The sequence below is a fragment of the Leucobacter sp. UT-8R-CII-1-4 genome (assembly GCF_030010235.1).
Taxonomy (GTDB): domain Bacteria; phylum Actinomycetota; class Actinomycetes; order Actinomycetales; family Microbacteriaceae; genus Leucobacter.
Genome location: NZ_JASCRS010000003.1, coordinates 109186 through 132307, shown reverse-complemented (window position 1 = coordinate 132307; position 23122 = coordinate 109186). Strand labels below are relative to the sequence as shown.

General features: G+C 55.3%; 23 protein-coding genes. 9 read left to right on the top strand and 14 right to left on the bottom strand.

Features of this window, described 5'->3' with window-relative positions; translation table 11 throughout:
- Positions 1–14 precede the first annotated feature (14 nt).
- The gene (locus QBL02_RS07995; RefSeq protein ID WP_282725883.1) at positions 15–785 is read left to right on the top strand and encodes an IclR family transcriptional regulator; all 771 of its coding nucleotides are present in this window, start codon (positions 15–17) and stop codon (positions 783–785) included.
- Between the two features lie 108 nt (positions 786–893).
- Positions 894–1343 (top strand): cupin domain-containing protein, encoded by a 450-nt coding sequence (locus tag QBL02_RS07990; RefSeq protein WP_282725882.1) that lies wholly within the window; start codon positions 894–896, stop codon positions 1341–1343.
- Between the two features lie 70 nt (positions 1344–1413).
- On the opposite strand, the gene QBL02_RS07985 is transcribed toward QBL02_RS07990, so the two are convergent.
- Positions 1414–2244, bottom strand: coding sequence for a PIG-L family deacetylase (locus tag QBL02_RS07985; protein WP_282725881.1), 831 nt, complete (start codon positions 2242–2244; stop codon positions 1414–1416).
- Between the two features lie 3 nt (positions 2245–2247).
- Entirely contained in the window at positions 2248–3681 is a 1434-nt protein-coding gene (locus QBL02_RS07980) for a CCA tRNA nucleotidyltransferase (RefSeq protein ID WP_282725880.1), read from the bottom strand.
- A gap of 41 nt (positions 3682–3722) precedes the next feature.
- Between QBL02_RS07980 and QBL02_RS07975 the strand changes: the two genes are divergently transcribed.
- From QBL02_RS07975 to trxA, 3 genes are all read left to right on the top strand, one after another.
- Positions 3723–5831: a DUF6049 family protein gene (locus QBL02_RS07975; protein WP_282725879.1), complete on the top strand. Its 2109-nt coding sequence runs from the start codon at positions 3723–3725 to the stop codon at positions 5829–5831.
- Between the two features lie 94 nt (positions 5832–5925).
- On the top strand, positions 5926–6855 hold the full coding sequence (gene trxB, locus QBL02_RS07970) for a thioredoxin-disulfide reductase (protein ID WP_282725878.1): 930 nt from the start codon (positions 5926–5928) through the stop codon (positions 6853–6855).
- An 18-nt stretch (positions 6856–6873) separates the two neighbouring features.
- A complete protein-coding gene (trxA, locus tag QBL02_RS07965) occupies positions 6874–7197 on the top strand; it encodes a thioredoxin (RefSeq protein ID WP_282725877.1) in 324 nt (107 codons plus the stop codon).
- 107 nt (positions 7198–7304) lie between these two features.
- Here the strand turns inward: trxA and QBL02_RS07960 are convergent, their stop codons facing one another.
- The 12 genes from QBL02_RS07960 to rpmH form a co-directional block, all read right to left on the bottom strand.
- Positions 7305–9230: an amino acid transporter gene (locus tag QBL02_RS07960; RefSeq protein WP_282725876.1), complete on the bottom strand. Its 1926-nt coding sequence runs from the start codon at positions 9228–9230 to the stop codon at positions 7305–7307.
- Between the two features lie 63 nt (positions 9231–9293).
- The gene (locus tag QBL02_RS07955; RefSeq protein ID WP_282725875.1) at positions 9294–10247 is read right to left on the bottom strand and encodes an SDR family oxidoreductase; all 954 of its coding nucleotides are present in this window, start codon (positions 10245–10247) and stop codon (positions 9294–9296) included.
- Complete coding sequence (locus QBL02_RS07950) at positions 10244–11215, bottom strand: bile acid:sodium symporter family protein (protein ID WP_282725874.1); 972 nt, start codon at positions 11213–11215, stop codon at positions 10244–10246. The genes QBL02_RS07955 and QBL02_RS07950 overlap by 4 nt, the downstream gene beginning before the upstream one ends.
- Positions 11212–12519 carry an NAD(P)/FAD-dependent oxidoreductase gene (locus tag QBL02_RS07945; protein WP_282725873.1) on the bottom strand — a complete coding sequence of 436 codons (1308 nt, stop codon included), beginning with the start codon at positions 12517–12519 and terminating at the stop codon, positions 11212–11214. The genes QBL02_RS07950 and QBL02_RS07945 overlap by 4 nt, the downstream gene beginning before the upstream one ends.
- A gap of 202 nt (positions 12520–12721) precedes the next feature.
- Complete coding sequence (locus QBL02_RS07940) at positions 12722–13741, bottom strand: ParB/RepB/Spo0J family partition protein (protein ID WP_282725872.1); 1020 nt, start codon at positions 13739–13741, stop codon at positions 12722–12724.
- Between the two features lie 3 nt (positions 13742–13744).
- Positions 13745–14644, bottom strand: a complete 900-nt coding sequence (locus QBL02_RS07935) for an AAA family ATPase (protein ID WP_282725871.1) — start codon at positions 14642–14644, stop codon at positions 13745–13747.
- 38 nt (positions 14645–14682) lie between these two features.
- Positions 14683–15324, bottom strand: coding sequence for a 16S rRNA (guanine(527)-N(7))-methyltransferase RsmG (gene rsmG / locus QBL02_RS07930; RefSeq protein WP_282725870.1), 642 nt, complete (start codon positions 15322–15324; stop codon positions 14683–14685).
- Between the two features lie 92 nt (positions 15325–15416).
- Positions 15417–15914, bottom strand: coding sequence for a R3H domain-containing nucleic acid-binding protein (locus tag QBL02_RS07925; protein ID WP_282726205.1), 498 nt, complete (start codon positions 15912–15914; stop codon positions 15417–15419).
- Between the two features lie 11 nt (positions 15915–15925).
- Positions 15926–16873, bottom strand: coding sequence for a membrane protein insertase YidC (gene yidC / locus QBL02_RS07920; protein WP_282725869.1), 948 nt, complete (start codon positions 16871–16873; stop codon positions 15926–15928).
- Between the two features lie 5 nt (positions 16874–16878).
- Positions 16879–17130: a membrane protein insertion efficiency factor YidD gene (yidD, locus tag QBL02_RS07915; protein WP_282726204.1), complete on the bottom strand. Its 252-nt coding sequence runs from the start codon at positions 17128–17130 to the stop codon at positions 16879–16881.
- Between the two features lie 56 nt (positions 17131–17186).
- Positions 17187–17543 carry a ribonuclease P protein component gene (gene rnpA / locus QBL02_RS07910; RefSeq protein WP_282725868.1) on the bottom strand — a complete coding sequence of 119 codons (357 nt, stop codon included), beginning with the start codon at positions 17541–17543 and terminating at the stop codon, positions 17187–17189.
- Between the two features lie 20 nt (positions 17544–17563).
- A complete protein-coding gene (rpmH, locus tag QBL02_RS07905; RefSeq protein ID WP_282725867.1) occupies positions 17564–17701 on the bottom strand; it encodes a 50S ribosomal protein L34 in 138 nt (45 codons plus the stop codon).
- A 402-nt stretch (positions 17702–18103) separates the two neighbouring features.
- On the opposite strand from rpmH, the gene dnaA reads away from it, so the two are divergent.
- The 4 genes from dnaA (at position 18104) to QBL02_RS07885 (ending at position 22945) form a co-directional block, all read left to right on the top strand.
- The gene (dnaA, locus tag QBL02_RS07900) at positions 18104–19486 is read left to right on the top strand and encodes a chromosomal replication initiator protein DnaA (RefSeq protein WP_282726203.1); all 1383 of its coding nucleotides are present in this window, start codon (positions 18104–18106) and stop codon (positions 19484–19486) included.
- A gap of 415 nt (positions 19487–19901) precedes the next feature.
- The gene (gene dnaN / locus QBL02_RS07895) at positions 19902–21044 is read left to right on the top strand and encodes a DNA polymerase III subunit beta (protein WP_282725866.1); all 1143 of its coding nucleotides are present in this window, start codon (positions 19902–19904) and stop codon (positions 21042–21044) included.
- A 13-nt stretch (positions 21045–21057) separates the two neighbouring features.
- Positions 21058–22464, top strand: coding sequence for a DNA replication/repair protein RecF (locus QBL02_RS07890; protein WP_282725865.1), 1407 nt, complete (start codon positions 21058–21060; stop codon positions 22462–22464).
- Positions 22457–22945, top strand: a complete 489-nt coding sequence (locus QBL02_RS07885) for a DciA family protein (RefSeq protein ID WP_282725864.1) — start codon at positions 22457–22459, stop codon at positions 22943–22945. Before QBL02_RS07890 ends, QBL02_RS07885 begins: the two co-directional genes overlap by 8 nt.
- Positions 22946–23122 lie beyond the last annotated feature (177 nt).

The window sequence follows — 23122 nt, the reverse complement described above, 5'->3', positions numbered from 1 at the left end:
TATGATTCAGCACCATGCAACCCACACTGACGTCGGTGCACAACGCACTTGAGATTCTGCACCTGCTTCGGCAGCGCGGCCCAATGCGCCTTTCAGACATCGCCGAAGAAATCGGGGTGAGCGTTTCGTCAACACACCGTCTCATCAGCACTTTGCGTTCACAACGTTTTGTACGTCAAGAGTTAGGCAGCAGACGCTACGAACTCGGATCAGCCATGCTCTTCTCGACAGAAGTGACCGCGCTTGACCACTGCGTTGCGGTGAGCGCCTCTGTCATGAAAGAACTGCAAGAATCAACCGAAGAAACTGTGCACCTATCAGTGCTGCGCGGGGCAACTTGCCTTTTTGCCGCATCATACGAATCGAAGCGCTCCGCTCGAGTGACGAGCAGAGTTGGCTTCGGCCCTTTGGCGCACACCGCGGCCGGCGGAAAGGTCCTCTTAGCCGCACTTGATAATGATCGGCTTTTTGAACTTCTGCCGAGCGAGCAGCTTCACAAAGAAACCGAGCGTTCGCTTCATCGTCGCGAAGATTTGCTGGAAGAACTCGAACTGGCACGCTCGCAAGGTTTCGCACGCAACATTGGTGAGTCCGAAGAGAACATGTACGCAATCGCGGTTCCGGTGCACCGCCCGAATGGTGAGGTAATTAGCAGTCTCACCATTGCCGCACCGCTCTCGAGAATTGCGAACATTGGCTCGAACGCTCTCACTCAGTACGAACAGTCGCTGCTGCTTGCACTGCGCCAATCAGCAGCGCAGATTGAGTCGATCCTCGCCTTTTAGCCCAGGTTTTTCCGCTATGCGGAAAATATCGATGCTCCCCTGATTCAAGAATTAACGTATGTTTACCCCTCAAACATCCACCGGGGCAGCAAGAAAGAGGATCCCGCGATGAGCGAATCAGTCGACCCATTGGGCCGTCCATTCAAGCGAATTAGTGTGCAGCGCAAAGACGAGCTGCCTCTCGCACCCGGCCAGACATCAAAAGCACTGCGCTACTCAGGCGTGTCCGTTGAGAATACCGACGTGGTCGATCTTTGGTTCGGTCGAGTACACACCGGAGTCGGCGAACACTCAGGAGCACACCACCACGGCAAAGCCGAGACCGGTGGTTTTGTGTTGCAGGGCCACGGCTACATTCGATTCGGAGAACGCTACGAAGAAGTTATCTACTTCAACGAGGGCGACTTTGTGTACGTACCGCCATTTGTTCCACACATCGAAGGAAACGTCAGTCGCTCAAAAGAGCTGATCTGGCTGACCACTCGCAACCCCGACAACATTGTTGTGAACCTCGAGGGCGAAGACATTGCAGACATCGAACTGAAGTACGTCGACTAAGCAGACCAAACCATAAGGGGCTCCCGGATTCACGACAAATCCGGGAGCCCCTCATGGTTTGCACTATCGACTAGTCGCGAAGACGCAGCCGGAAACTCTCCACACGATCAATCGCCTGACGCTGACCGCCTACGTGCACAATCTCTTCGCCCTCAACCGCGAGCTGAGTTGCATACGCGCGAAGCGCCGCAACCTTACGATCAAACCACGCACTCACATCGTGCTCTTCAAAGAGCGGTTCTTCATTCGGATCCCCCGCAAGCTCATCAACGACGTCGTCGGCAGCAGCAGCCTCGTGATCCAGCGAAGAAATCTCCCAGAATGGCAGACCGAGCGCAGTCGCCACGGCACGACTCAGTTGGTGCGCAAGCACGTGATCGGGGTGACCATAGCCACCACCATCGTCATAACTTACGATGCCCTGCGCGCCAGAAAGATACGCGCCAGCGAGAAGATCATTCAAGACTTCAATCGCAGGCACACTGGTGAGCGCATCAGCAGTGACATCAGCTGCAGTCGTTGCGCGACCGTCCTCACCCCAAGCCATACCCGAGTCTTCATAAATCACCGGAGGCAAACCCTCTGCTCTGGCCGGTTCCACACCCAAAAATGCGTGCCGTTCTAGGCCAAGCATGCCGAGAGCGGTCTTCAATTCGTTTTGGCGAACCACTGCCAGTCCGTGCGCCTGGGCGAGCCCCTGCAGTGGGCCGGCCATAACCTCGCCCCGTTCACCGCGGGTCAGCGTAATCAGCAAAGGCTCGCGACCGGCCTCGGCAAGCGCTGCCAAGGTGCCGCCGGTAGAAATCGTTTCGTCGTCCGGGTGTGCGTGCACAAACAATACCCGTGACCGACCCCGGAACCACTGCTCGACCACTGCGCCACTCCTGAATTCTGCTGACATCACTTACCCTTCTTGCTCGGCGTACCAGGCACGAAGCTTTTCCTCGGCAGCCGCCTCGCCGATCGGCCCCTCATCAAGTCGAAGCTCAAGCAGAAATTTGTAGGCCTGGCCGACAATCCGGCCAGGGGGCACCCCGAGGATCGCCATAATCTGTTCACCATCAAGGTCAGGGCGCACCGCAGCTAGCTCTTCAGCCTCGGCTAGTTCACTAATACGACGCTCAATATCGTCATAAGCGTGCTCAAGTCGTTCGGCTTTTCGTCGATTTCGAGTGGTTACATCAGCGCGCGTGAGAATGTGCAACTGCTCGAGCACCTCACCGGCATCGCGAACATATCGACGCACCGCAGAATCGGTCCACTGCTGATCGCTATAGCCAAAAAAGCGCAGGTGCAACTCAACCAGACGGCTCACACGTTTGATGGTCTCATTATCGAAACGCAAGTCGCGCAGGCGCTTTTTCACCATCTTTGCCCCAACCACATCGTGGTGATGGAAGGTCACCCCACCGCGCTCAAAACGTCGAGTCGCTGGCTTACCAATGTCATGGAGCAATGACGCAAGGCGCAGCACCAAATCAGGAGCCGCAGTATCGTCACTGCGACGTTCAAGTTCTAGATCAATAGCCTGTTGCAGCACAGTGAGACTGTGCTCATATACGTCTTTGTGTCGGCCATGGTCATCTTGAGTAGTCAGCAACTCGGTGAGCTCCGGCATAAATCGCTCAGCGAGACCGGTATCTACGAGAAGACGGATACCAGGCACCGGATCTTTGGTAGCGAGCAACTTCACAAGCTCATCCCGAACCCGCTCAGCCGAAATAATGTCAAGGCGCTCAGCAAACTCGATCATCGCGCTACGCACCTCAGGCACAACCTCGAAACCGAGCTGTGAGCTAAATCGAGCAGCGCGCATCATTCGAAGCGGATCATCAGTGAATGAAACCTCAGCTGAACCTGGCGTAGCAATTCGTGAGGCAAGCAGATCCTCAACCCCGTTCGACACGTCAATCAAGCGCATCGATGGAAGCATGAGGGCGAGAGCATTCATGGTGAAATCACGACGAACCAGATCGTGCTCAATGGAGTCGCCGAACTGCACTTCGGGTTTGCGAGAATCACTCTGATAGCTATCGGCCCGATACGTGGTGATTTCTACTTGTTCACCGTGCACTCGAGCCGCAATAGTGCCGAAGTCACGGCCAACATCCCAAATACTCGAGGTAAGGGTCTCCAGGATCGCACGCGTCTCATCCGGGCGCGCCGAAGTGGTGAAATCAAGATCTGTCACTTCGCGACCAAGTAAGGCATCACGAACAGGTCCGCCAACTAGAGCGAATTCATGTCCGGCAGCCTCAAATGCAGCAGCGAGGGCTGCAACCGGGCGCGACTCAGCAATCGATCGCATGGCGACCATGGATTCGGCGAGAGTACGCATCCCTCCAGGGTACCGGCTTCAAGGCTCACTAAACTTGTTATATGTTCCGTGTGCCCAAGTTGCTGCCGTGGCGCAGTATTGCGTCGGCCATGATGATTGCCCTCGTGGCGTTTGGTGCGGCACTTGGCGGCCTCGTGGCAATTGGCACAACGCAAGCCGCACACGCCGAAACTGTCAGCCCCGAAGCAGAAGCCGGTGAGCCGGCAACACTTGTAATCGCTCCCGATGAACCAGTGATTCGCAGCAGTGCCGAAGAATTTCAGTTTCAAGTTCTACTCAAAAACCCGAGCAATGCTGAGATCGGTGCTGGTGAAGTTGTCCTTTCGCTTGATAACTTGCGTGCCGAATCTTCGGCAGACCTTGAGCTCGATACTGAACGTGAAACCCTAGAGATCGCCACGGTGCCACTCGAGATCACGCCTGCCGGCGAGAATCAGACCGTATCTGCGTCAGTCACCCGCACCGACATGCCTCTGTTGTTTTCACGACTATCTGGCGTGTATCCGCTGCGTGCAGAATTCATTCCTGAAACCCAGGCTGAAGACGAAGATGCGACACCGCTTCGAGCAACCACACCCCTTGTCTGGAACGGCGTCGAATCTCTCAGCCCGCTTCCACTCACACTCGTAGTGCCACTCGTGCTACCAAGCACCATTCAAACCCTGCCAAACCGCGACGACCTGGCTCGGACAGCACCAAATCTTATTCAGGTATTTGAAGCAGCGGAACGTCGCAACGCGACAATCGCGATCGACCCGCGAATTCTCGCCGGCATTCGTGTGCTCGGTTCAGATGCCCCGGCGGCCGCAACAACACTGCTTGAAAACATCGAAAAAAGCGCATCGCCGATCATACTTCTGCAATTCGCCGATGCCGATCCAGCGGTACAGGCAGCACTCGGTTTCGAGGAACTTCTGAAACCTGTCGGTTTCTCGCGTGCCCAACCAAAAACACAAAGCACTCCCGCCGAGCCGAAGGCAGACGAGACGCTTGCAAACCCTGAGGGTGAAATCCCCGAATTCGATGGTCTGCTTAATCTCGCGAACGCAAAACCTGGGGCATGGCCAGCCGGTGGCGAAGTTGACAGCGCGACGCTCGGGCTTCTCCGCAAAGCTGGCCTCACCTCACTCGTGCTTGATTCGCACAATGTGTCATCGGCAACAAGTAGCCGCGTAGAGCTCTCTGATTTCGAAGCATTAATCGCAAACCGGCAATTTGGTGACTCGGCGCGCGACTCCATAGCTGCCGGAACCACCACAGAACGCGCCGCGGGCAGCGCAAGTCTTGCTTCAGGTCTTGCACTTGCAGCCCAACTCGGCGAAACCGGTGCTGTACTCGCAATTGATCGAGTGGCTCTCGCCGACAGTCCCAACCCCCTCGAGATTTTCGAGGAACTTGATTCATTCACTTGGGCGCAAACAGTCTCAGAACGACAGCAAGCTATCGGTACCGCCTCACTTCGCGCCGGCACCACAACCGAGGATCGCCGAGAGTTGCTTCGCGCCACCCTGCTTCGTGCCGAACAGATCGATGCGCTTGCTCCACTGCTGCGCGCTCCAGATTCATTGCATGAGTATCAGCGTGAGCGCGTGCTTCAGTCGCTATCTGCAGGAAACGCCAGCCCACTGGTTGATTTTGCAGCAGTTGATGAACGTATCAAGTTGCGTGACGAGCAATTGCTTCGCGGCGTGCAACCCGTTGTCACCGAAAACACCCAGTTGGTCGGCACACTCTCGCATATTCCGATCACGCTCAACAACGCCCTGCCTTTTGATGCGCTGGTGAACCTGCATGCAACCCCGGTGTCGGCAGCGATTTCAGTCTCAACGCGCAATTTTGACGTCAGTGTTCCCGCCGACGGCACCGCGAACGTACTGGTACCGGTGCACAGCCGTATTTCTTCAGGCGACACCGGGCTCGCGCTTGAGGTGCAAGATCACGATCGCGATCGAGTCTTTGCAACGGCACTATTGCCCCTAACGCTCCGCACCACAATTGAGACCGTCATGATTTGGGTCTTTGGTTCAGCCGCCGTGCTTCTGCTCGGCTTTGGTATTTTCCGTTCAGTTCGTCGACGCCGCACTCAACAGGCTGAAACAAAAGCGGCCGAGCCTGCCGAAACTGAAAACGACCCGGATGCCAAAGAGTAACCAATCTCGTATTCAGGAATAGTTCTCACCTACGATTGGTTGCAGTCGTCAGGAAAGCTTTACGAACGACAGTCAACGCCGCACGAGGAGCAGCATGCATCAGATTATTATCATCGGTTCGGGTCCAGCCGGTTTGACAGCCGGCATCTACGCGGCGCGCGCTGGCCTTGAGCCTGTGCTGTTTGCAAGCTCGGTTTCACCCGGTGGTGAGCTCATGAATACCACTGAGGTTGAAAATTTCCCCGGTTTCCCAGAAGGTATTCAGGGCCCTGAACTGATGGAGAAGATCCAGTCGCAGGCAGAGCGATTCGGCACAAAGGTCGAATACGCAGATGTCTCAGAGCTTGATCTTGACGGCGATGTTAAGCGGGTCACGACCGCCGATGGCAACGTGCATGAGGCAAAGACCGTGATCTTCGCGACTGGATCGGCTTACCGCAAGCTCGGCATCGCAGACGAAGAACGCCTCAGCGGCCACGGCGTCTCATGGTGCGCAACCTGCGACGGTTTCTTCTTCCGCGAGAAGACCATTGCAGTCATTGGTGGCGGCGATTCGGCAATGGAAGAAGCTACCTTCCTCACACGCTTCGCGTCAAAGGTTTATGTGATCCACCGTCGTGATTCTCTCAAGGCTTCAAAGATCATGCAGCAGCGTGCCTTTGACAACGAAAAGATCGAGTTCATCTGGAACGCCGAGGTCACCGCAATTCATGGTGAAACAGAGGCAACCGGTGTTCGCCTGAACGACACAGTTACCGGCGAAGAGCGCGACCTTGATCTCGACGGTGTCTTCATTGCGATTGGAAATGATCCACGCACTCACCTGGTGCACGGCAAGCTCGATCTGACCGAAGACGGCACCATCGCAGTTGAGGGACGCACCTCGAAGACCTCGATCCCGGGTGTCTTCGCTGCGGGCGACGTCATCGACGCAAGCTACCGCCAGGCAATCACCGCAGCAGGTTCAGGCACAGTGGCCGCTCTCGATGCAGAGCACTACCTCGCAGCACTCGAAGACAACTAAGCAAAGGAGTAGACAGTCATGTCAGAAGCAATCAACGTAGGTGAGCAGACTTTCGAGAGCGTCGTTCTGAAGAGCGACATTCCAGTACTCGTCGATTTCTGGGCAGCCTGGTGCGGTCCCTGCCGCATGGTGGCGCCGGTTCTTGACGAGATCGCAAAGGACCACGAGGGCAAGATTCGAATCGTCAAGGTAAACGTTGACGAAGAGCCTGCTCTTGCAGCGCAGTACCGAATCACCTCGATCCCAGCGATGAAGGTATTCAAGGGCGGCGAAGAGGTTCGTGAGCTGATCGGCGCAATGCCAAAGCAGATGATCGAGCAGCAGCTCGAGGGAATCCTGTAAGCTTTCAGCCGCTTCAGAACGCGCGGTTCGCGCTCACATCATTGTCGTGATGGGAGTAGCGGATCGCGCGTTTTCTTTTCTCAGACCAACCGTTTGTGCGTTGTTTTCTATGCGACGTGAATCCAAGGCCGGCGTGTTGGGTCTGCCTGTGCTGCACGCAACACTTCTCGCGTGGTTGGCGCGATCTCACCCTCTCCAAAAAGCAAAAAACGCAAGAGGTTGATCAACGGTTTGCCCTCGGTCCATCGAAAGTACACGTGCGGCATGCAACCGTAATGCTCTGCCAGATGCAGGGTCACCGCGGCAATTGCGTTGGGCACGCTGCTGGCTTGCACTGAAAGCACTCGGTAGCCGTGCCGGGTGACACCCCGAACCAACAGCTCACCCTCAAATTCTGAGCTATTGTCCACTTCAACCTCGATAAACAGCGCTGACTCAATAGGCAGGTGGTGCGCAACACTGGCATGCCCAAGTTTTTCTTCGTAACGCTGAGCACTGAGGATGTTCGGCTCATGAGCAATCAATTGCAATGGCTGATTCATCGACTCGCGCAGAAAAGCCTCTGCTTGCGAATCAATGCTGACAGACGTGGCCCTGAGCTCAGTTGAGCGAGCGATCCTCGAAACAAAACTGACGAGAAGTATGCCGACAATGAAGCATGCAGCAATCTTGATGCCGTCGGGCCGCTCAATAATGTTTGCGATCGTTGTAAACACAAACACGAAGCTAACTATGCCAAAACCAATCACTGCGCCACGCTCGCGCCGCGAACGGGCAAGCAGGGTCACCGCAATCGCAGCCGAGGTAATCAGCACGAGCACACCCGTCGCATAGGCGCCACCCTGCGCGTCGACGCTTGCTTGAAAGAGGATTGTGATGAGAAAGGCAATGGCACAGAAAACCAGCACCAAGGGCCTGGTCGCACGCGCCCAAGCAGGTGCCATACCGTAGTGCGGCAGATAGCGCGGCACGAGGTTCAACAAGCCAGCCATAGCCGAAGCTCCAGCGAACCAAAGGATCGCAATGGTTGCAACGTCATACACCGTGCCAAAACCGTTGCCCAGATATTGATGTGCAAGATACGCGAGCGCCCTGCCATTGGCTGCTCCACCCTGCTCAAATTCTTGAGCTGGAATCAATGCAACCGTAGTAATTGACGATGTAATCAAGAACCCGCTCATAATGAGCGCCGAGGTGGTGAGCAGTCGCTTCGCGCCCCGGATGCGGCCAGTCGGCATCGCTTCCGTGTCACTCGCATCACCGCGAATCTGTGGCATTACTGCGACACCCGTTTCGAAGCCTGAGAGGCCGAGTGCAAGCTTTGGAAATACCAGAAGCGCGATCGCCACAACAAACAATGGATTGCCGTGCTGGGTCGTCAGCACTGACCACCAATCGCCGAGCGTCACCGGGTGACTCAGCAATTGCAGCATTGCCACCACAACCACAACGAGGTTTAGTGCGAGAAAAACACCCACCAGGCCGGTTGCCACCCGGATCGCCTCACGAAAGCCTCGAAGAAATACCGTACCGAGACCTGCCAGCAAGGCAAGCGTAATAATGACTTCCTGCCCTTTCAGGCCGCTCGGTGCGAAAGGATTTTCAACGAGGTGCGCGGTCGCATCAGCAGCGGAAAGCGTCATCGTGATCATAAAGTCGGTCGCTGCGAAACCCAAGAGCGCGAGCACCACAAGCTTTCCGCCCCATTTAGGAAGTAGTTTGGCGAGGATCGCGATCGAGCCCGTGCCATGAGGGCTTTCTGCGGCGACTCGTCGATAGACGGGCAGCGCACCCGCCAACGTCACCAGCACCAAGACGATTGTCGCAAGCGGCGCAATTGCTCCCGCGGCGAGGGCGGCAATCGCTGGCTGATACCCGAGAGTTGAAAAGTAATCAACACCCGTAAGGCACATCACCCGAAACCAGTGCGCGCGTTTTTCGCCTGCCGGCTTGCCGTGCGGACCAGTGTGCTGGCCTGGCGCCTCTGCAGTGTCGGCAAGCAACCAGTCACGAAACGAGGAGCGTGCGTTCATAGCTGAAGCGTACGCCGAATTTCGGCGTTAGTCTTGCATGAATCGTAGGAGGATTTGGGGGCACTAGCTTCGTCGCACACCCGGGTGTGTGCTCAGATATTCTTCGAAGGCTGCACGGCTGCTTCGAGTTGGCAGATAGCCAAATTCTGTCTTCAGTTTTTTGTTGTCGAGTACCGGTCGATAGCGTAAGAACCGCACCTGTTCAGGCCCGTACGGCGTGACCCGCAACAGCCTTCCCGCCCGCAACACCGCGCTCAGCAGCCACGCTGGGAGCGTAAGTAGCGGCTTGCCAAGCAAATCTGCAATCTCGCTTACCGAGAGGGCACCGTCGCCAGCGACATTAAATATCCCAGAGGCTGCCCCGGTTGCCGCCCGCACCATCACTTCGGCGACATCATCAACCCAGATAAAGACAAAGGGGGAGTCGCTGCCGGCAATTCGCAGCACTCGCGTACCATCCCAGAGCGCCGTGATCTGGTTCCGTACCGTTGGGCCAAGAATCGTGCCAATTCTGAGGATGGTTTGTGCCAGTTCCGGGTGCGTCGCCCGATAGCTTGCCAGCAGTTCTTCGACGATGCGTTTGTGCCTGGAATACGGAAATTCATCATTTCCGCGGAGCGGTGTACTCTCATCGATCCAGGCGGGTGAGTCTGCATGGTAGCCATACGCGGCACCTGAGCTCGAAACAACTATGCGCTGCACACCATGTGCAGCGCAGGCCTGGAGCACATGTTCGGTACCGGTAACGTCAACTCGATATTCAAGGGCAATATCACCGCCTGGATTTACGATTGCGGCAAGATGCACCACGGTGTTGATCTGATACTCGGCTATCGTGCGCGATATCGACCCGGCGTCAGTGACATCGCAGTTCACCTGCAGCACAGATTCCGGAAGCTGCTCATTGCGTCGCACATCGGCCGCGACCACGAGCGATACCTCGCTGTGCTGAGCAAGCAATGCGGCGACAGTTGATCCGAGAAATCCTGCGCCTCCGGTTACCAGAACCCGGGTCACTGATCAGCCTCTTCCGCCGCGGCTTCCCTCGAAACACTTTTTCCGGTCGGATCCCCCTTGACTGAACCGGTCTTTCGTTTCGTGTGCGCCGCCCAAAGCGAAGCGAGAGTCAAGCCGGCGATGATATCCCAAATTCCCCACCAGCCGGCGACGATGGCCATCCCACCAAGTCCGCCAAAGAACGTGAACACAAGACCGAGGCCAAGGCCAGCATTTCTGATGCCAACCTCAAAAGTTACGGCCTTTCGCTCTCTCGTGCCAAGCCCACCGATATGCGCGGTGCCGTAACCAATCGCAAGCGCTACCGCGTCGTGCACAGCAACCACAAGCAGAATTATGCCGAGGAACGCAACGAAATAAGTCCAGTTTCCGGCGAGCGCACCCACAATGAAACCAAGCAAAGCGATCAAGCTGAACCATTTCACGAATGGCTGTACTCGCGTTGCAAACGCGGGCATTTTCGCCCTGATCAAGAGCCCAACTGCAAACGGAACTCCAATAATCAAGAAGATTTCGAGCAGCATTTTTGCCGGTTCAAGACTCACGGTTTTTAAGAGGCCACGCGCGGTTGGGTGCATCGAACCCCAAAAAGCAATGCTCAGCGGCATCGCAACAATGTAGATCAGATTGCTCACCGCTGTCATTGAAACAGAGAGCGCGACATTGCCACCCGATCGGTGTGTAAGCACCTGAGATATGTTGCCTGGTGGGCAACAGGCCACCAGAATCATCCCGAGCGCCATCGACGGAGTGACAGGCAAGATGAGAGTCAACCCAAAGGTGACCACCGGCAACACAAATAGTTGCGCAATGATCGCGACAAAAAACGGTTTGGGGTGTTTGAGTACAACTTTGAAATCACTCGGGGCGGTGTCGAGTGCGATGCCAAACATGATCAGCGCCAGCACGACATTGAGAATCATCAGCGTGCCCGGTGCAAAATTCAGCACGATGTCGTCAATGTTCATCGCTTCACTTCGATTCGCTTGCGCAGCGCGGCAGTTTCGGCCCGAACGGCGCTTCGGTAGGCGTCCTTGTTGACGTAGTACGACATGCGCTCAAGCCCAAGAAAGCGGTACCCGGCTGTGAGGTCCGGCCAGCTCTGTTCGGCCACCCTGATCCGGAATCGTTCAGCGCGATCGGGTTCACTGCTGGCAGCATGAAGGTAGGCGGCGATTAACGCAGCCTGTTCAGCACGGCCCTGCCAACCGAGCCCAGATGCCTCCACCATGCCCATCACGTATAACCCGTTGAAACTTGGCGTGAAAATGTTGAGGAAGAGTTCTGGTGCTGCTTTTTGCCAGTTCAGGTGGGCCCGATCAACCATGGGATAGTCAAGGTGATAGCCAGTCGCGAGCAACACAAGATCATATTCTTCGCGCTCACCGCCGCGGAACACCACACTCGATCCGTCAAACTCCGCAATGTCTGGCACGATTCTCAAGTCACCCTGGCCAAGATGTTGCAGCACGAGTGTGTTCACAATCGGGTGCGATTCGTAGATCTTGTAGTTTGGTTTCGGGAAACCAAATCGCACTGGATCACCGGTGAAGGCACGGAGCACCCGGGTGTCAACAAACTGCTTCAGTCTTCGCGGCAGTGGTCTTCCCTGATTGAGGGTGTCGCTCGGCTTGCCAAATAGATACCGTGGCACGAAGTAATAGCCCCGCCGCACACTCAGGTCAACGCTCTCGGCATGATGCACCGCATCAACGGCGATGTCACAACCCGAGTTCCCGGCGCCAATAATCAGCACTCGTTTTCCAGTCAGTTGGCTGGGTTGCTTGTAGGCACTGGTATGCATGATTTCACCGTCAAAGGTGCCAAAAAACTCTGGCACCTTTGGCTCGGCAAGTGTGCCGTTCGCGAGGATCACCCCTCGATATGTCTTGCTCACTGTGCCAGTGGGGGTTTCGACTGTAACTAGCCAGCCACCACGCTCGTGTTTCTCGACACTCGTAACTCGCGACTGAAATTGAAACATGCCTCGTAGGCCGAATGCATCCGCGTAGTCATCAAAATACTCTTTGAGCGCACGATGCCCCGGGTAGTCGACTCTCGTGCGCATCGGAAACTCAGTGAATTCTGTTGTTGTGCGAGAGGAGATCAGATGGGCCGACTCGTACATGGTGCTTCGCGGATTGCTGATATCCCAAAGACCGCCAACGCTGTCCGCTGCCTCAAAACCGTCCGCAGAAAGGCCAAGCTTTTGCAGTTCTCTTGCCATGGCGAGACCCGATGGTCCGGCACCAATGATTGCGTAATCGCTCACGGGCACTCCTTTATGCGTCGTATGCGGCTCGCCTGATTGTATGCCATTTCATCGCGCACAGCGTAGCTTTTAGCGGTCGACTTTACACCGCCGTCATTTGATGTCATTTGGCAGGCAAAACTACAGTGCCTCCCGCACTCAGTTCCACAGCGCGGCGGTGAAATGCGCTCGCTAGCGAAGTAGCGTTCGGTGAGCTGTTAGCTCAGTTGAACCCAGGATCGCCCAGCTCGTCAAGAATGCGCTTGAGATCGGCAATCGTAGCGAAGTCAATTGTGACTTGGCCCTTCTTCGCGCCGAGTTTAATGTGCACGCGGGTATCAAAACGATCGCCGAGGCGCTCGCTAATCGCATCAAGCTGTGCTTGTACACCGCCTGCGCGAGGTTTCTTGCCCGAGCGTGACTTCGGAGTTTCAGCGGCAGCCGCCTCCGCTGCACGAACCGAGAGCCCCTCATTCACAATCTTGTCAGCGAGACGCTGCATCGCATCGGCATTGCCGCTGCCCGCAGTGTCAACCGAAAGAATCGCTCGTGCGTGGCCAGCCGAGAGCACGCCAGCCGCCACACGGGCTTGCACTGGTTCAGGCAGCTTCAGCAAGCGAATCGTGTTTGAGATCTGTGGGCGTGATCGGCCAATTCGGCTTGCCAATTGCTCCTGGGTGATCCCAAAGTCGGCGAGCAGCTGCTGGTAGGCCGAGGCTTCTTCAAGAGGGTTGAGCTGTGCACGGTGCAGGTTCTCAAGCAGCGCGTCACGAAGCATATGCTCATCGGCGGTCGAACGCACAATCGCTGGAATGTCTTCAAGGCCGGCTCGCCCGCTCGCGCGGAAACGGCGCTCACCCATGATGAGCTCGTAGCGAGGCTCACCCTCGGCGGGGGTAGGTTCGATCTCACGAACCACCACCGGTTGGAACACACCGAACTCGCGAATCGAGTGCGTCAGTTCTTCGAGGGCCTCCTCGTCGAACTCGGTACGAGGCTGTACGCGGTTTGGCACAATCTCGCTGAGCTTCAGCCTGGTGAGCTTGGCGCCGGGCACCTCACGAAGTTCTACCTCGGAAGTTGGTGCGCTTTCGACCGCATCAGCGCTTGTCTCAGTCGATGTTTCAGCCTTTGTAGTTCCACCCGATGGAAAAAATACGTCGACTGGTCGCTCACCCTCAGTCGCCTGCGGGATCAACGCTCCGATTCCACGGCCAAGTCCGCCGCGCTTCTTCGTCGCCATCTCTTAGGCTCCTTCGTTTGTGGTGTTGCTTTTGCCGCGCAAGGCAATCTCAGCTGCGGCTTCAAGATAAGCGAGTGCGCCGATCGAGGCGGCATCATATGCGTGTACGGTTTGCCCGTAACTTGGTGCTTCTGACACTCGAACAGAACGAGGGATCACAGCACGAAGCGTTTCGGTGGGGAAGTGCTCGCGCACCTCAGCTGCAACCTCATGCGCGAGGTTGGTTCGCGCATCGTACATAGTGAGCAGAATCGTCGACACCTTGAGCTGCGGATTCAGGTGCTTTTGAATCAACTGAATGTTGCTGAGCAACTGACTCAAACCCTCAAGCGCGTAGTACTCGCACTGAATAGGGATCAATACCTCTTGGGCAGCAACAAAAGCATTGACCGTAAGAAGTCCGAGTGACGGAGGGCAATCGATAAATACGTAGTGGAATTTACGATCAGATTCTTTGAGGAAAGTCTCGAGTGCCGTACGAAGTCGCTGCTCACGGGCCACGAGCGAGACCAGTTCGATCTCGGCCCCGGCAAGATTGATAGTCGAGGGAACGCAGTACAGATTTTCGTGATCTGTGCTTTGCTGCATCGCTTCTTCCATGGTGTGATCACCAAGAAGCACCTCGTAGACGCTGGTGATCTCTGGTCGATGCGCAACTCCGAGAGCGGTTGAGGCGTTGCCCTGCGGGTCGAGATCAATCACGAGCACATTGGCGCCGCGCCTTGCGAGCGCCGAGGCCAAATTCACCGTGGTGGTGGTCTTGCCCACGCCACCCTTTTGGTTCGACACGGTAATTACCCGAGTGTGATCCGGCAGTGGCGAGGCATTCGCCTCAAGCGCACGGCGTCGGCGAACCTTGTCGACTAGGTGGTTACCCACCAGCGCGTTCTCGGTATCGGTCATTTAGTCCTCAGTCGTGCAGCAGTTTTTGCGCGGGAGGTTCACCTCACCTGCGCCCTAAATACTCTAGTCGTCTCAGCGAGGAGTCCTTCGCCGAGAAGTTCAATACTCATGTCATGCACCTTGAACTTGCGCATGATCTTCTCAGCAGCATCAATCTCATTCTGCACTGAATCACCCTTGAGGAGAAGCAGTTCTCCACCATCCCTGAGCAGGGGAGCGGCAAGCGGCACCAGCTTACGCAGTGCGGTAACAGCGCGAGCTGTCACCTGGTCAACTTCAAATGCATCGTGGAACTCTTCGGCGCGGCCTCGCTTAACTTCAACATTTTCAAGCCCAAGGCGCTCAACCTGCTCGTTGAGCCAAGCACAACGTCGTTCCATCGGCTCGATCAGCTTGAACTGTGCATCTGGTCGCACAATTGCGAGTACCAGACCCGGCATGCCGCCGCCGGTGCCAATGTCTGCAACTTTCGCTCCTTCTTTTACAAGGGGAGCGAGGATCGCGCTGTTTAAAATGTGCCTGGTCCACAGACGCGGTGGTTCAAGCGGACCGATCAAACCAAGCGGTTCGCCGCGCTGAGCGAGATTGCTTGCAAATGCCCGCAACACCTCTAGTCGATCTCCTGCGATTTGAGCGGCAGCGGCCGGCTCAGTTTCGACGACGATCTCGGTGTCGGTCATTTCTCCTCGGTTTCTTGGCAGTATCTTGCCCTCGTGTTATGCCACGAATGGGCCCGTGTTTCACGTGAAACTCGGGCCCATTCGTCAATAAATTAAGCTGAAGTAACGACCAGTCGACGGTCGCGGCCTTCACCACGTGATTCGCTGTGGTGATCCAGCTCAGCAACAATGTCATGCACCAGCTTGCGCTCGTACGATGACATCGGCTCAAGCTCAACTTCAGCGCGTCCGGCAGCGATCTGCGCGATTGCTGCGTCGACGAGGCCACGCAGTTCGATTGCGCGGGCGTCGCGCGATCCACCGATATCAAGAATGAGACGTGAAAAACGTCCGGTCTGATTCTGCACAGCAATGCGGGTGAGATCCTGCAATGCCTGAACAGTCTCTGGCATCGCCAAGCGGTCGAGGTCTTCGCCACCACCGGTTACCGAAAGGTAGGCACGGCCACTTGCAACTGACATGTCGAGATCGCCATCGAGATCTGCGAGATCAAGCAAGCCCTCAATGTAGTCGGCGGCAAGGTCGCCCTCTGTTTCAAGGTCAGCGGTGGTTGCCGATTCTGCTGACTCGTTCAGCTGATCTTCACTCATTGTCATTACCGTCACTTCTTCTTCTTGGCGCGCTTAGAGCTCACCGGCTGCTGGCGTTGTCCCTGTGAAGGTGCAACACCCTCAATTCGATCGATCTCAGCGACCTCTTCGTCGGTCAGCTTGCCTTTGGCCTTCAGACGAGCCTGGCGATTGCGCCATGCCTCGCTACCTGGAGTTGGCATGTTCTGAATAACGATGAACTGCTGGCCCATGGTCCACAAGTTCGAGGTGAACCAGTAAATGTTAAGCGCGAGAGGGAAGGCAACACCCGAGAACAAGAATGCGAACGGAATGATGTACAGCATGATCTTCTGCTGGCGGTACATCGGCGAAGCCTTGGTCTCATCACTGACGTTCTTCGACATGATCTGCAGCTGAGTGAAGAACTGCGACGCGATCATGAGCACCATGATGGTGCCAAGCAGCACGACGACGACCCAGTTGCCTGATTCCCAACCCTGGGTGAAGGTCATACGTAGGGGAGCGCCAAAGATCGAAGCCTCGTAGAAGCTATCGGTGAGATCTTGCCCCATGAAGCCAATACCTGGCTTGCGTTCCGCAGCATGGCGGAGCACATAAAAGAGCGAGAAGAAGACTGGCATCTGCAGCAGAATTGGCAGGCACGAAGCGAAGGGGTTTGTACCGTGCTTCTTGTAGAGCGCCATCGTCTCACGGCTCATTGCCTCACGTGAGAACTGATCGTTCTTGCCCTTGTACTTGGCCTGGATCTTTTTCATCTCAGGAGCAAGATCCATCATGCGTCGCTGAGACTTAATCTGCTTCACAGTGACGGGGATCAGCGCCGAACGCACCACAATCACAAGACCGAGAATCGACAGTACCCACGCCGCGCCAGAGGCTGGGTCCAATCCAATCCAAGTGAAAAGCTGGTGCCAGAGCATCAGCACCAGCTCTACGAGCCAGCGCAGGGGCCACAACAGTGTTTCAATGAAATCCACCGTAATCAGGCCTTTCGTGTGTTGGGGCGAACGAATCCGCGTGCATTTATTGAGAAACTTGGCTGTTTTCGCTCCGGGGGATCATCAATGCCCCCTGGCGAAAACGGGTTGCAGCGCAAAAGACGCCACACAGTGAGGAGCACCCCCACTGTAAATCCTTGACGCTGAAATACTTCCAAAGCGTATCGCGAACAGCTGGGATAGTACCTGCAGACTTGTCCGTAGAGCGGAGAGACGAACTTTCGGTACGCAATCATGAAGGCAATTGCCGCATTTCGCGGAAACAGCCAGATCTCTTGCGCAACTCGGAGCATCACGACTGCTCGGCTCGCATTCGTTCTACACGATCGAGGGCACGGTTTATTTCAAGCTGCAATTGATCGAAAGAAACTGTTGCTGCATGAGGCAACACGCGAAAAACTACATCTGCACCGACGAAGCCTTTCGCGAGGCGCTTCTCCACAATCGATTTTAAGCGCCGGCGAACAAGGTTTCGGGTCACCGCATTACCCACTGCCTTTGAGGCAATAAAGCCAAAACGGGCCGGCCGATCCTCGTCGACATACAAAACCGCGTGGGTGATGCAATTCGCACCTCCCACGCGGTTGCCCTTGCGCACGATATGTCGGTAGTCATCGCCCCGAGTAACTCGGTGATGCTTGGCTGGCATAGTCGCCGCAGAGAAAAGTATTAAGCAGTGAGCTTCGAGCGGCCCTTACCGCGACGAGCGGTAACGATCGCGCGGCCTGCGCGGGTACGCATACGGGCGCGGAAGCCGTGCACCTTGGCGCGGCGGCGGTTATTTGGCTGGAAAGTACGCTTGCTCATGAAAAACTCCGTGGAAATCTGTGCCTGTGGCACCGAAAAGTCGGCAATGGGAACGCATATGCGCCCATACAAGTGAATAAGTCTACGCCCTACACCATGCCTAAGTCAAAGCGCGCGTAGGTGCGCGAAATTATCACCCTCAAAACGTTCGCTCTGAGCATTCAGTTCGGCGTGTTGATAACTATCAAAATCGTTTTCGACTTGCCTGTGGACAAATCTGTGACTAGCGTGAACGGAGACGTTTGCGATGCACGGTTTTACATAGAGTTTACGTGCATTCGTCCATCTGAGCTTCTTGTGTGAAGCTCTGTGGGAAACCTGTGGATATCTTGCCACGCTAGCCGAGGAAACATGACTGAAGAAGAGGTAATGCGCGTTTGGGCGCAGGTGACCCATTCAGTGATGGGCGACCCCTCGGTCGGACCTGCCGTTGGTGCACAATTGGCGCTCGCGGTGCCTCGCGGCGTCGGCGCCGGGATGCTCTACCTCGCCGTTCAACACGACTTCACTCTCAAACTTCTCGAGAATAAACTTCGCCCTGCGATTATGAGCGCGATTGCTTCTATCCCAGAAGCGGCCGGTATTGAGAGTTTTGTGGTTGTCGTCGATCCTGACGCACAGCCCGCGATTGATCCTGAACCGGAAGAGGTACCCTCACCGAAGCAGTCGATCGCCGAGTCGAGCTCTTTCACCGTAAGCGAAACGCATCGTCCGCTTAATGAACCGATGGCTCGGCACGGTGCTGCTGAAACAGTAGATAGCCGACTAAACCCGAAGTACCACTTCGACACATTTGTGATCGGTCAATCAAACCGTTTTGCTCACGCCGCTGCGGTCGCTGTGGGTGAAGCCCCTGCTCGTGCGTATAACCCGCTGTTTATCTATGGCGATTCTGGTCTTGGCAAGACGCACTTGCTGCACGCAATTGGGCACTACGCACGTGAGCTTTACCCAGAAGTTCGCGTTCGCTACGTGAGTTCTGAAGATTTCACAAACGACTTCATTAACTCAATTGCGAATAACCAGGGCGCGGCATTCCACGCTCGTTACCGCAGCATTGATGTACTGCTTGTTGATGACATTCAGTTTCTCGAAGGTAAAGCCGAGACACAAGAAGCTTTCTTCCATACCTTCAACACGCTGCACGGACACAACAAACAGGTAGTGATCACAAGCGATGTGCAGCCAAAACAGTTGCGCGGCTTCGAAGAACGAATGCTTTCCCGCTTTGAGTGGGGTCTCTTGACTGATATTCAAGTCCCAGATCTCGAAACTCGCATCGCAATCCTGCAGAAGAAGGCTGAGCGAGAGCAGCTTGAGCTCGACCGTCAGGTACTTGAATTCATTGCGTCAAAGTTCACATCGAATATTCGTGAGCTTGAGGGCGCACTTATTCGTGTAACCGCCTTTGCTAGCTTGAACCAACAACACATCGATCTCCCACTTGCTCATTTGGTGCTCAAAGATCTCATCACTCTTGATGAGGACAACGATGTGCAGCCTTCAGACATCATTAGTCGCACGGCCGAGTATTTTGATCTCGCCCTTGACGATTTGTACGGGCCATCGCGTGCTCAGCAAATTGCGACGGCCCGCCAGATTGCAATGTATCTCTGCCGCGAGCTCACTTCTCTCTCGTTGCCGAAGATCGGTCAGCTCTTTGGTGGCCGAGATCACACCACTGTGATGTATGCACACAAAAAGATCACTCAGTTGATTGCCGAGCGTCGTTCCATCTTCAACCAGGTCGCTGAGCTCACTTCTCTCATCAAAAGTTCGCGATAATTCGCGGATTTTTGTTATTCACAGCCCATAGTTATCCACAGTTGTTGGGGTGCTTGTGAATAACTGGGGACAACTTGCGTGTCGTTGTGGAGAATTCTTGTCACCCTGTGGAGGAGGCACGTGTACGCAACTTTCGCGTAATCCCGCGGATGCCAGGTTATCCAGAGCTCACCAACAAGTCACAACGTTGTAGTTCCATTGAGCTGATTGAGATCGCCAGAGTTATCCACAGTTTCCACAGCCCCTATTACTATTAACAAATTATTTACTTTTCTTAGAGCCCCTCGATAACGCTTTGCCGGTGAATTTTGACCCGCCGAGAATGACAACATTCGCCAGAGGCTCGGAGTATGCAAAGATTGTGTGACGACCGTGCTGTGCAGAAGCATGTGTTTTTTACCCAGAAGGAGATGCCATGCGTTTCACCGTCAACCGTGACGTGTTCAGCGAGGCTGTCTCGTTCGCCGCAAAACTTTTGCCGCAGCGACCAACCCAGCCTTTGTTGAGTGGCGCTCTTATCGAAGTTGAAAATGGTGAGCTCACCATTTCGTCTTTTGATTACGAAACTTCGGCACGCACTACGGTGACAGCCGACATCACAGAGCCTGGACGTGTACTCGTTTCGGGACGTCTGCTTGGTGACATTGCTTCGCGCCTGCCGCACTCTGATGTAGAAGTGTCATTGGTGGACACACGTGTACAAGTACGTTGTGGTTCCGCATCGTTTAGTTTGCCTGCAATGCCGGTAGAAGAGTACCCACAGGTTCCACGAGTGGATACCGTGACAGGTGCTGTTCCAGCTGAAGACTTTGCCGAGGCTGTCGCTCAGGTTTCTCTCGCAGCTTCAAAGGATGACGTCACACCTGTCATCACCGGTGTTCAGTTCGAAGTCAGCGAGAATGCGTTGACCCTCACCGCTACCGACCGATACCGCGTTGCAACTCGCCGCATTGACTGGGAACAACTCGACGGTGGCGCTGAGCTATCTGCTCTTGTGCCAGCCAAAGTGGTTATCGAAGCTGGCAAAACTTTTGCAGGCAATGGAACTGTTCAGGTTGCCATCATCAAAGACGGTGAACGCGAGCTGATTGCCTTTACCGGCGGCAACAAGACAGTCACTTCACTCCTGATCAAGGGTAATTACCCACCAGTAGGGCGTCTTTTCCCAGAAAATATCGACAACTACGCCGTGATGAATACCAGCGATCTCGTTGAGGCTGTTGGTCGCGTTGGCTTGGTTCTGGAGCGCGAGGCCGCGCTGCGGTTCTCGTTCTCAGAGGGTCAGGTCACTCTCGAAGCGGCTGGTAGTGAAACTGCACAGGCCGTTGAAACGGTCGATGCGCACCTGGTTGGCGATGAAATGGTTGTCTCGTTGAAGCCACAGTTCCTGCTTGACGGACTTCGGTCGACCCACTCTGAGTACACTCGAATTGGTTTTACCCGTACCGAGAACGCCAGCAAGCCTGGTCCTGTGCTCATCACTAGTCAGCGCAGCAAAGACGACGTAGATCAGCAGAGCTTCCGTTACCTTTTGCAGCCAAACCTGCTGCTTCGTTAGGGACGAGTTAGCGATGCGTGTCACGCATCTCTCGCTCAGTGATTTTCGCAACTATCGCTCAGCGGAGGTAGGATTCGCACCCGGTCCGAATCTGGTGATCGGCCGAAATGGACAGGGCAAGACAAACCTGGTCGAGGCAATTTCATATTTCGCCTCATTGAACTCCCACCGTGTGAGTTCTGATTCGGCACTTATTCGAGCTGGTGAGAACTCAGCTGTCGCGCGGATGAAAGTTGCTGTGGGTGAACGCGATGTACTGCTCGAGATGCAACTTAATCGCGACAAGGCGAATCGTGCACAAGTCAACAGGAACGCAGTCAAGCCAAGGGAACTCACTCGCTGGTTTAGTTGCGTGTTGTTTGCCCCGGAGGATCTCTCTCTCGTAAGGGGAGACCCTGGAATTCGCAGGAAGTTTCTAGATGAAGCGGTCATTGCGCGAAATCCCGTGTTCGCCGGAGTACTTTCTGATTATGAGCGGGTCGTACGTCAACGCACCACTTTATTGAAGTCCAGTCGGCACGGTGGAAGCCGCGGCACAATTGAGGCAACTCTCGATCTCTGGGACACGCAGTTGGTCGAGCTCGGATCTCGAATCATGCTCGAGCGACGCGAGTTGCTTGCATCTTTGCAGTCACCACTACGCGCAGGATACGAGGCCATCGTCCAGTACGATCATCGACCAGAGATGGAGTTGATTGAATCCGTATTCCAGACCGTCGCCAAACACGGTGTTTCACGTGAAACATTAAACCCGGAAACCGTTTCGGAGATCGCCAGAGAACAAAGATTCTCTGATGAAGCAAACGCGCAGGAGCGTCCGGGGTACTCTGATCCGACAGAATTGAGCAATCCATCCCCTCGGGAGAATGCGTTCAGTGGAAACTTGAACGCGCAAGACGGAGGCTTTAGCGAAAATTCTTCAGAAAAAGACCCGTTGACTTCTCCCAGAAGCATCCTAAGCCCAGAAGGGGAGGGGAGTTCGGCTCTAAATTCTCATGTTTCACGTGAAACTCTTGAGGAAAACTTCAGAAATGCCCTCTCTTTGGTCCGTAGGCAGGAGTTTGATCGCGGCATGACTCTTATCGGCCCGCACCGTGACGAGTTGTTGTTGAAGCTGAACGACTTGCCAGTGAAGGGTTACGCGAGCCACGGTGAATCATGGTCTTTTGCGTTATCACTTCGTCTTGCGGTTGCGACACTCCTGAGGGAAGAGCTTCCCTCAGGAGATCCGGTGATCATTCTCGATGACGTTTTTGCTGAACTTGATGTTCGACGCCGAAATGCTTTGATGGCCGAGGTCGCCAGGTTTGAACAGGTCATTGTGACGGCTGCAGTCGAGGAAGACGTTCCTGAGGGAGATTGGCACCGGGTACGAATTTCCGGTGGGACCGTCATTGAGAACGGTGAATCCGATGGGTAGCGGCAGTGAGGGCTTCTCCAGCGAGGCTTATCTGAAAGCGAAAGCTCTCTGGAAAGGCCTTCCGATCAGGAGAAACGTCTCTCGTAAGCGTAAAAACTCCGGTGGCGGAAGTCCGTTTTCAAAAGGCAGAGACCCGCGTACCCTTGGTGCAATCCTTGCGATTGCAACGGAAGATATGGGCTGGACAGTCGAGCTCGAGCAGGCAAAAGTGATCACCGATTGGCCAGAACTTGTTGGCGAAGTGACGGCTCCACATACCAGAGTGGTTGAACTTCGCGACGGCATTTTGATTGTTCAGTGTGATTCAACGGCATGGGCCACCGAGCTTCGTCGGATGCGCGCCGAGGTCTTGACGAGGATTATTGAGCACTACCCAGACGCAGGCATTTCCGATCTGAGGTTTCTCGCGCCGGGTGCCCCAACTTGGCGCCACGGGTCTCGAGTGAGCCCTGGTCGTGGCCCGCGCGACACCTACGGGTAGCTCAAAAACAAGAAGACTCCGACCAATCTGAGATATCAGAGGATCGTTCCACCCGAGAAATCCATGCTCAACCGCTAAATAGAGCCCCCCTGAGCGCCGAAGATTGATAGGCTAGGGTGCGGAAGTATCAGGCGCGAAAAACTGCCCTGAGAAGCGAGCTTACGAATTCAAACAGCA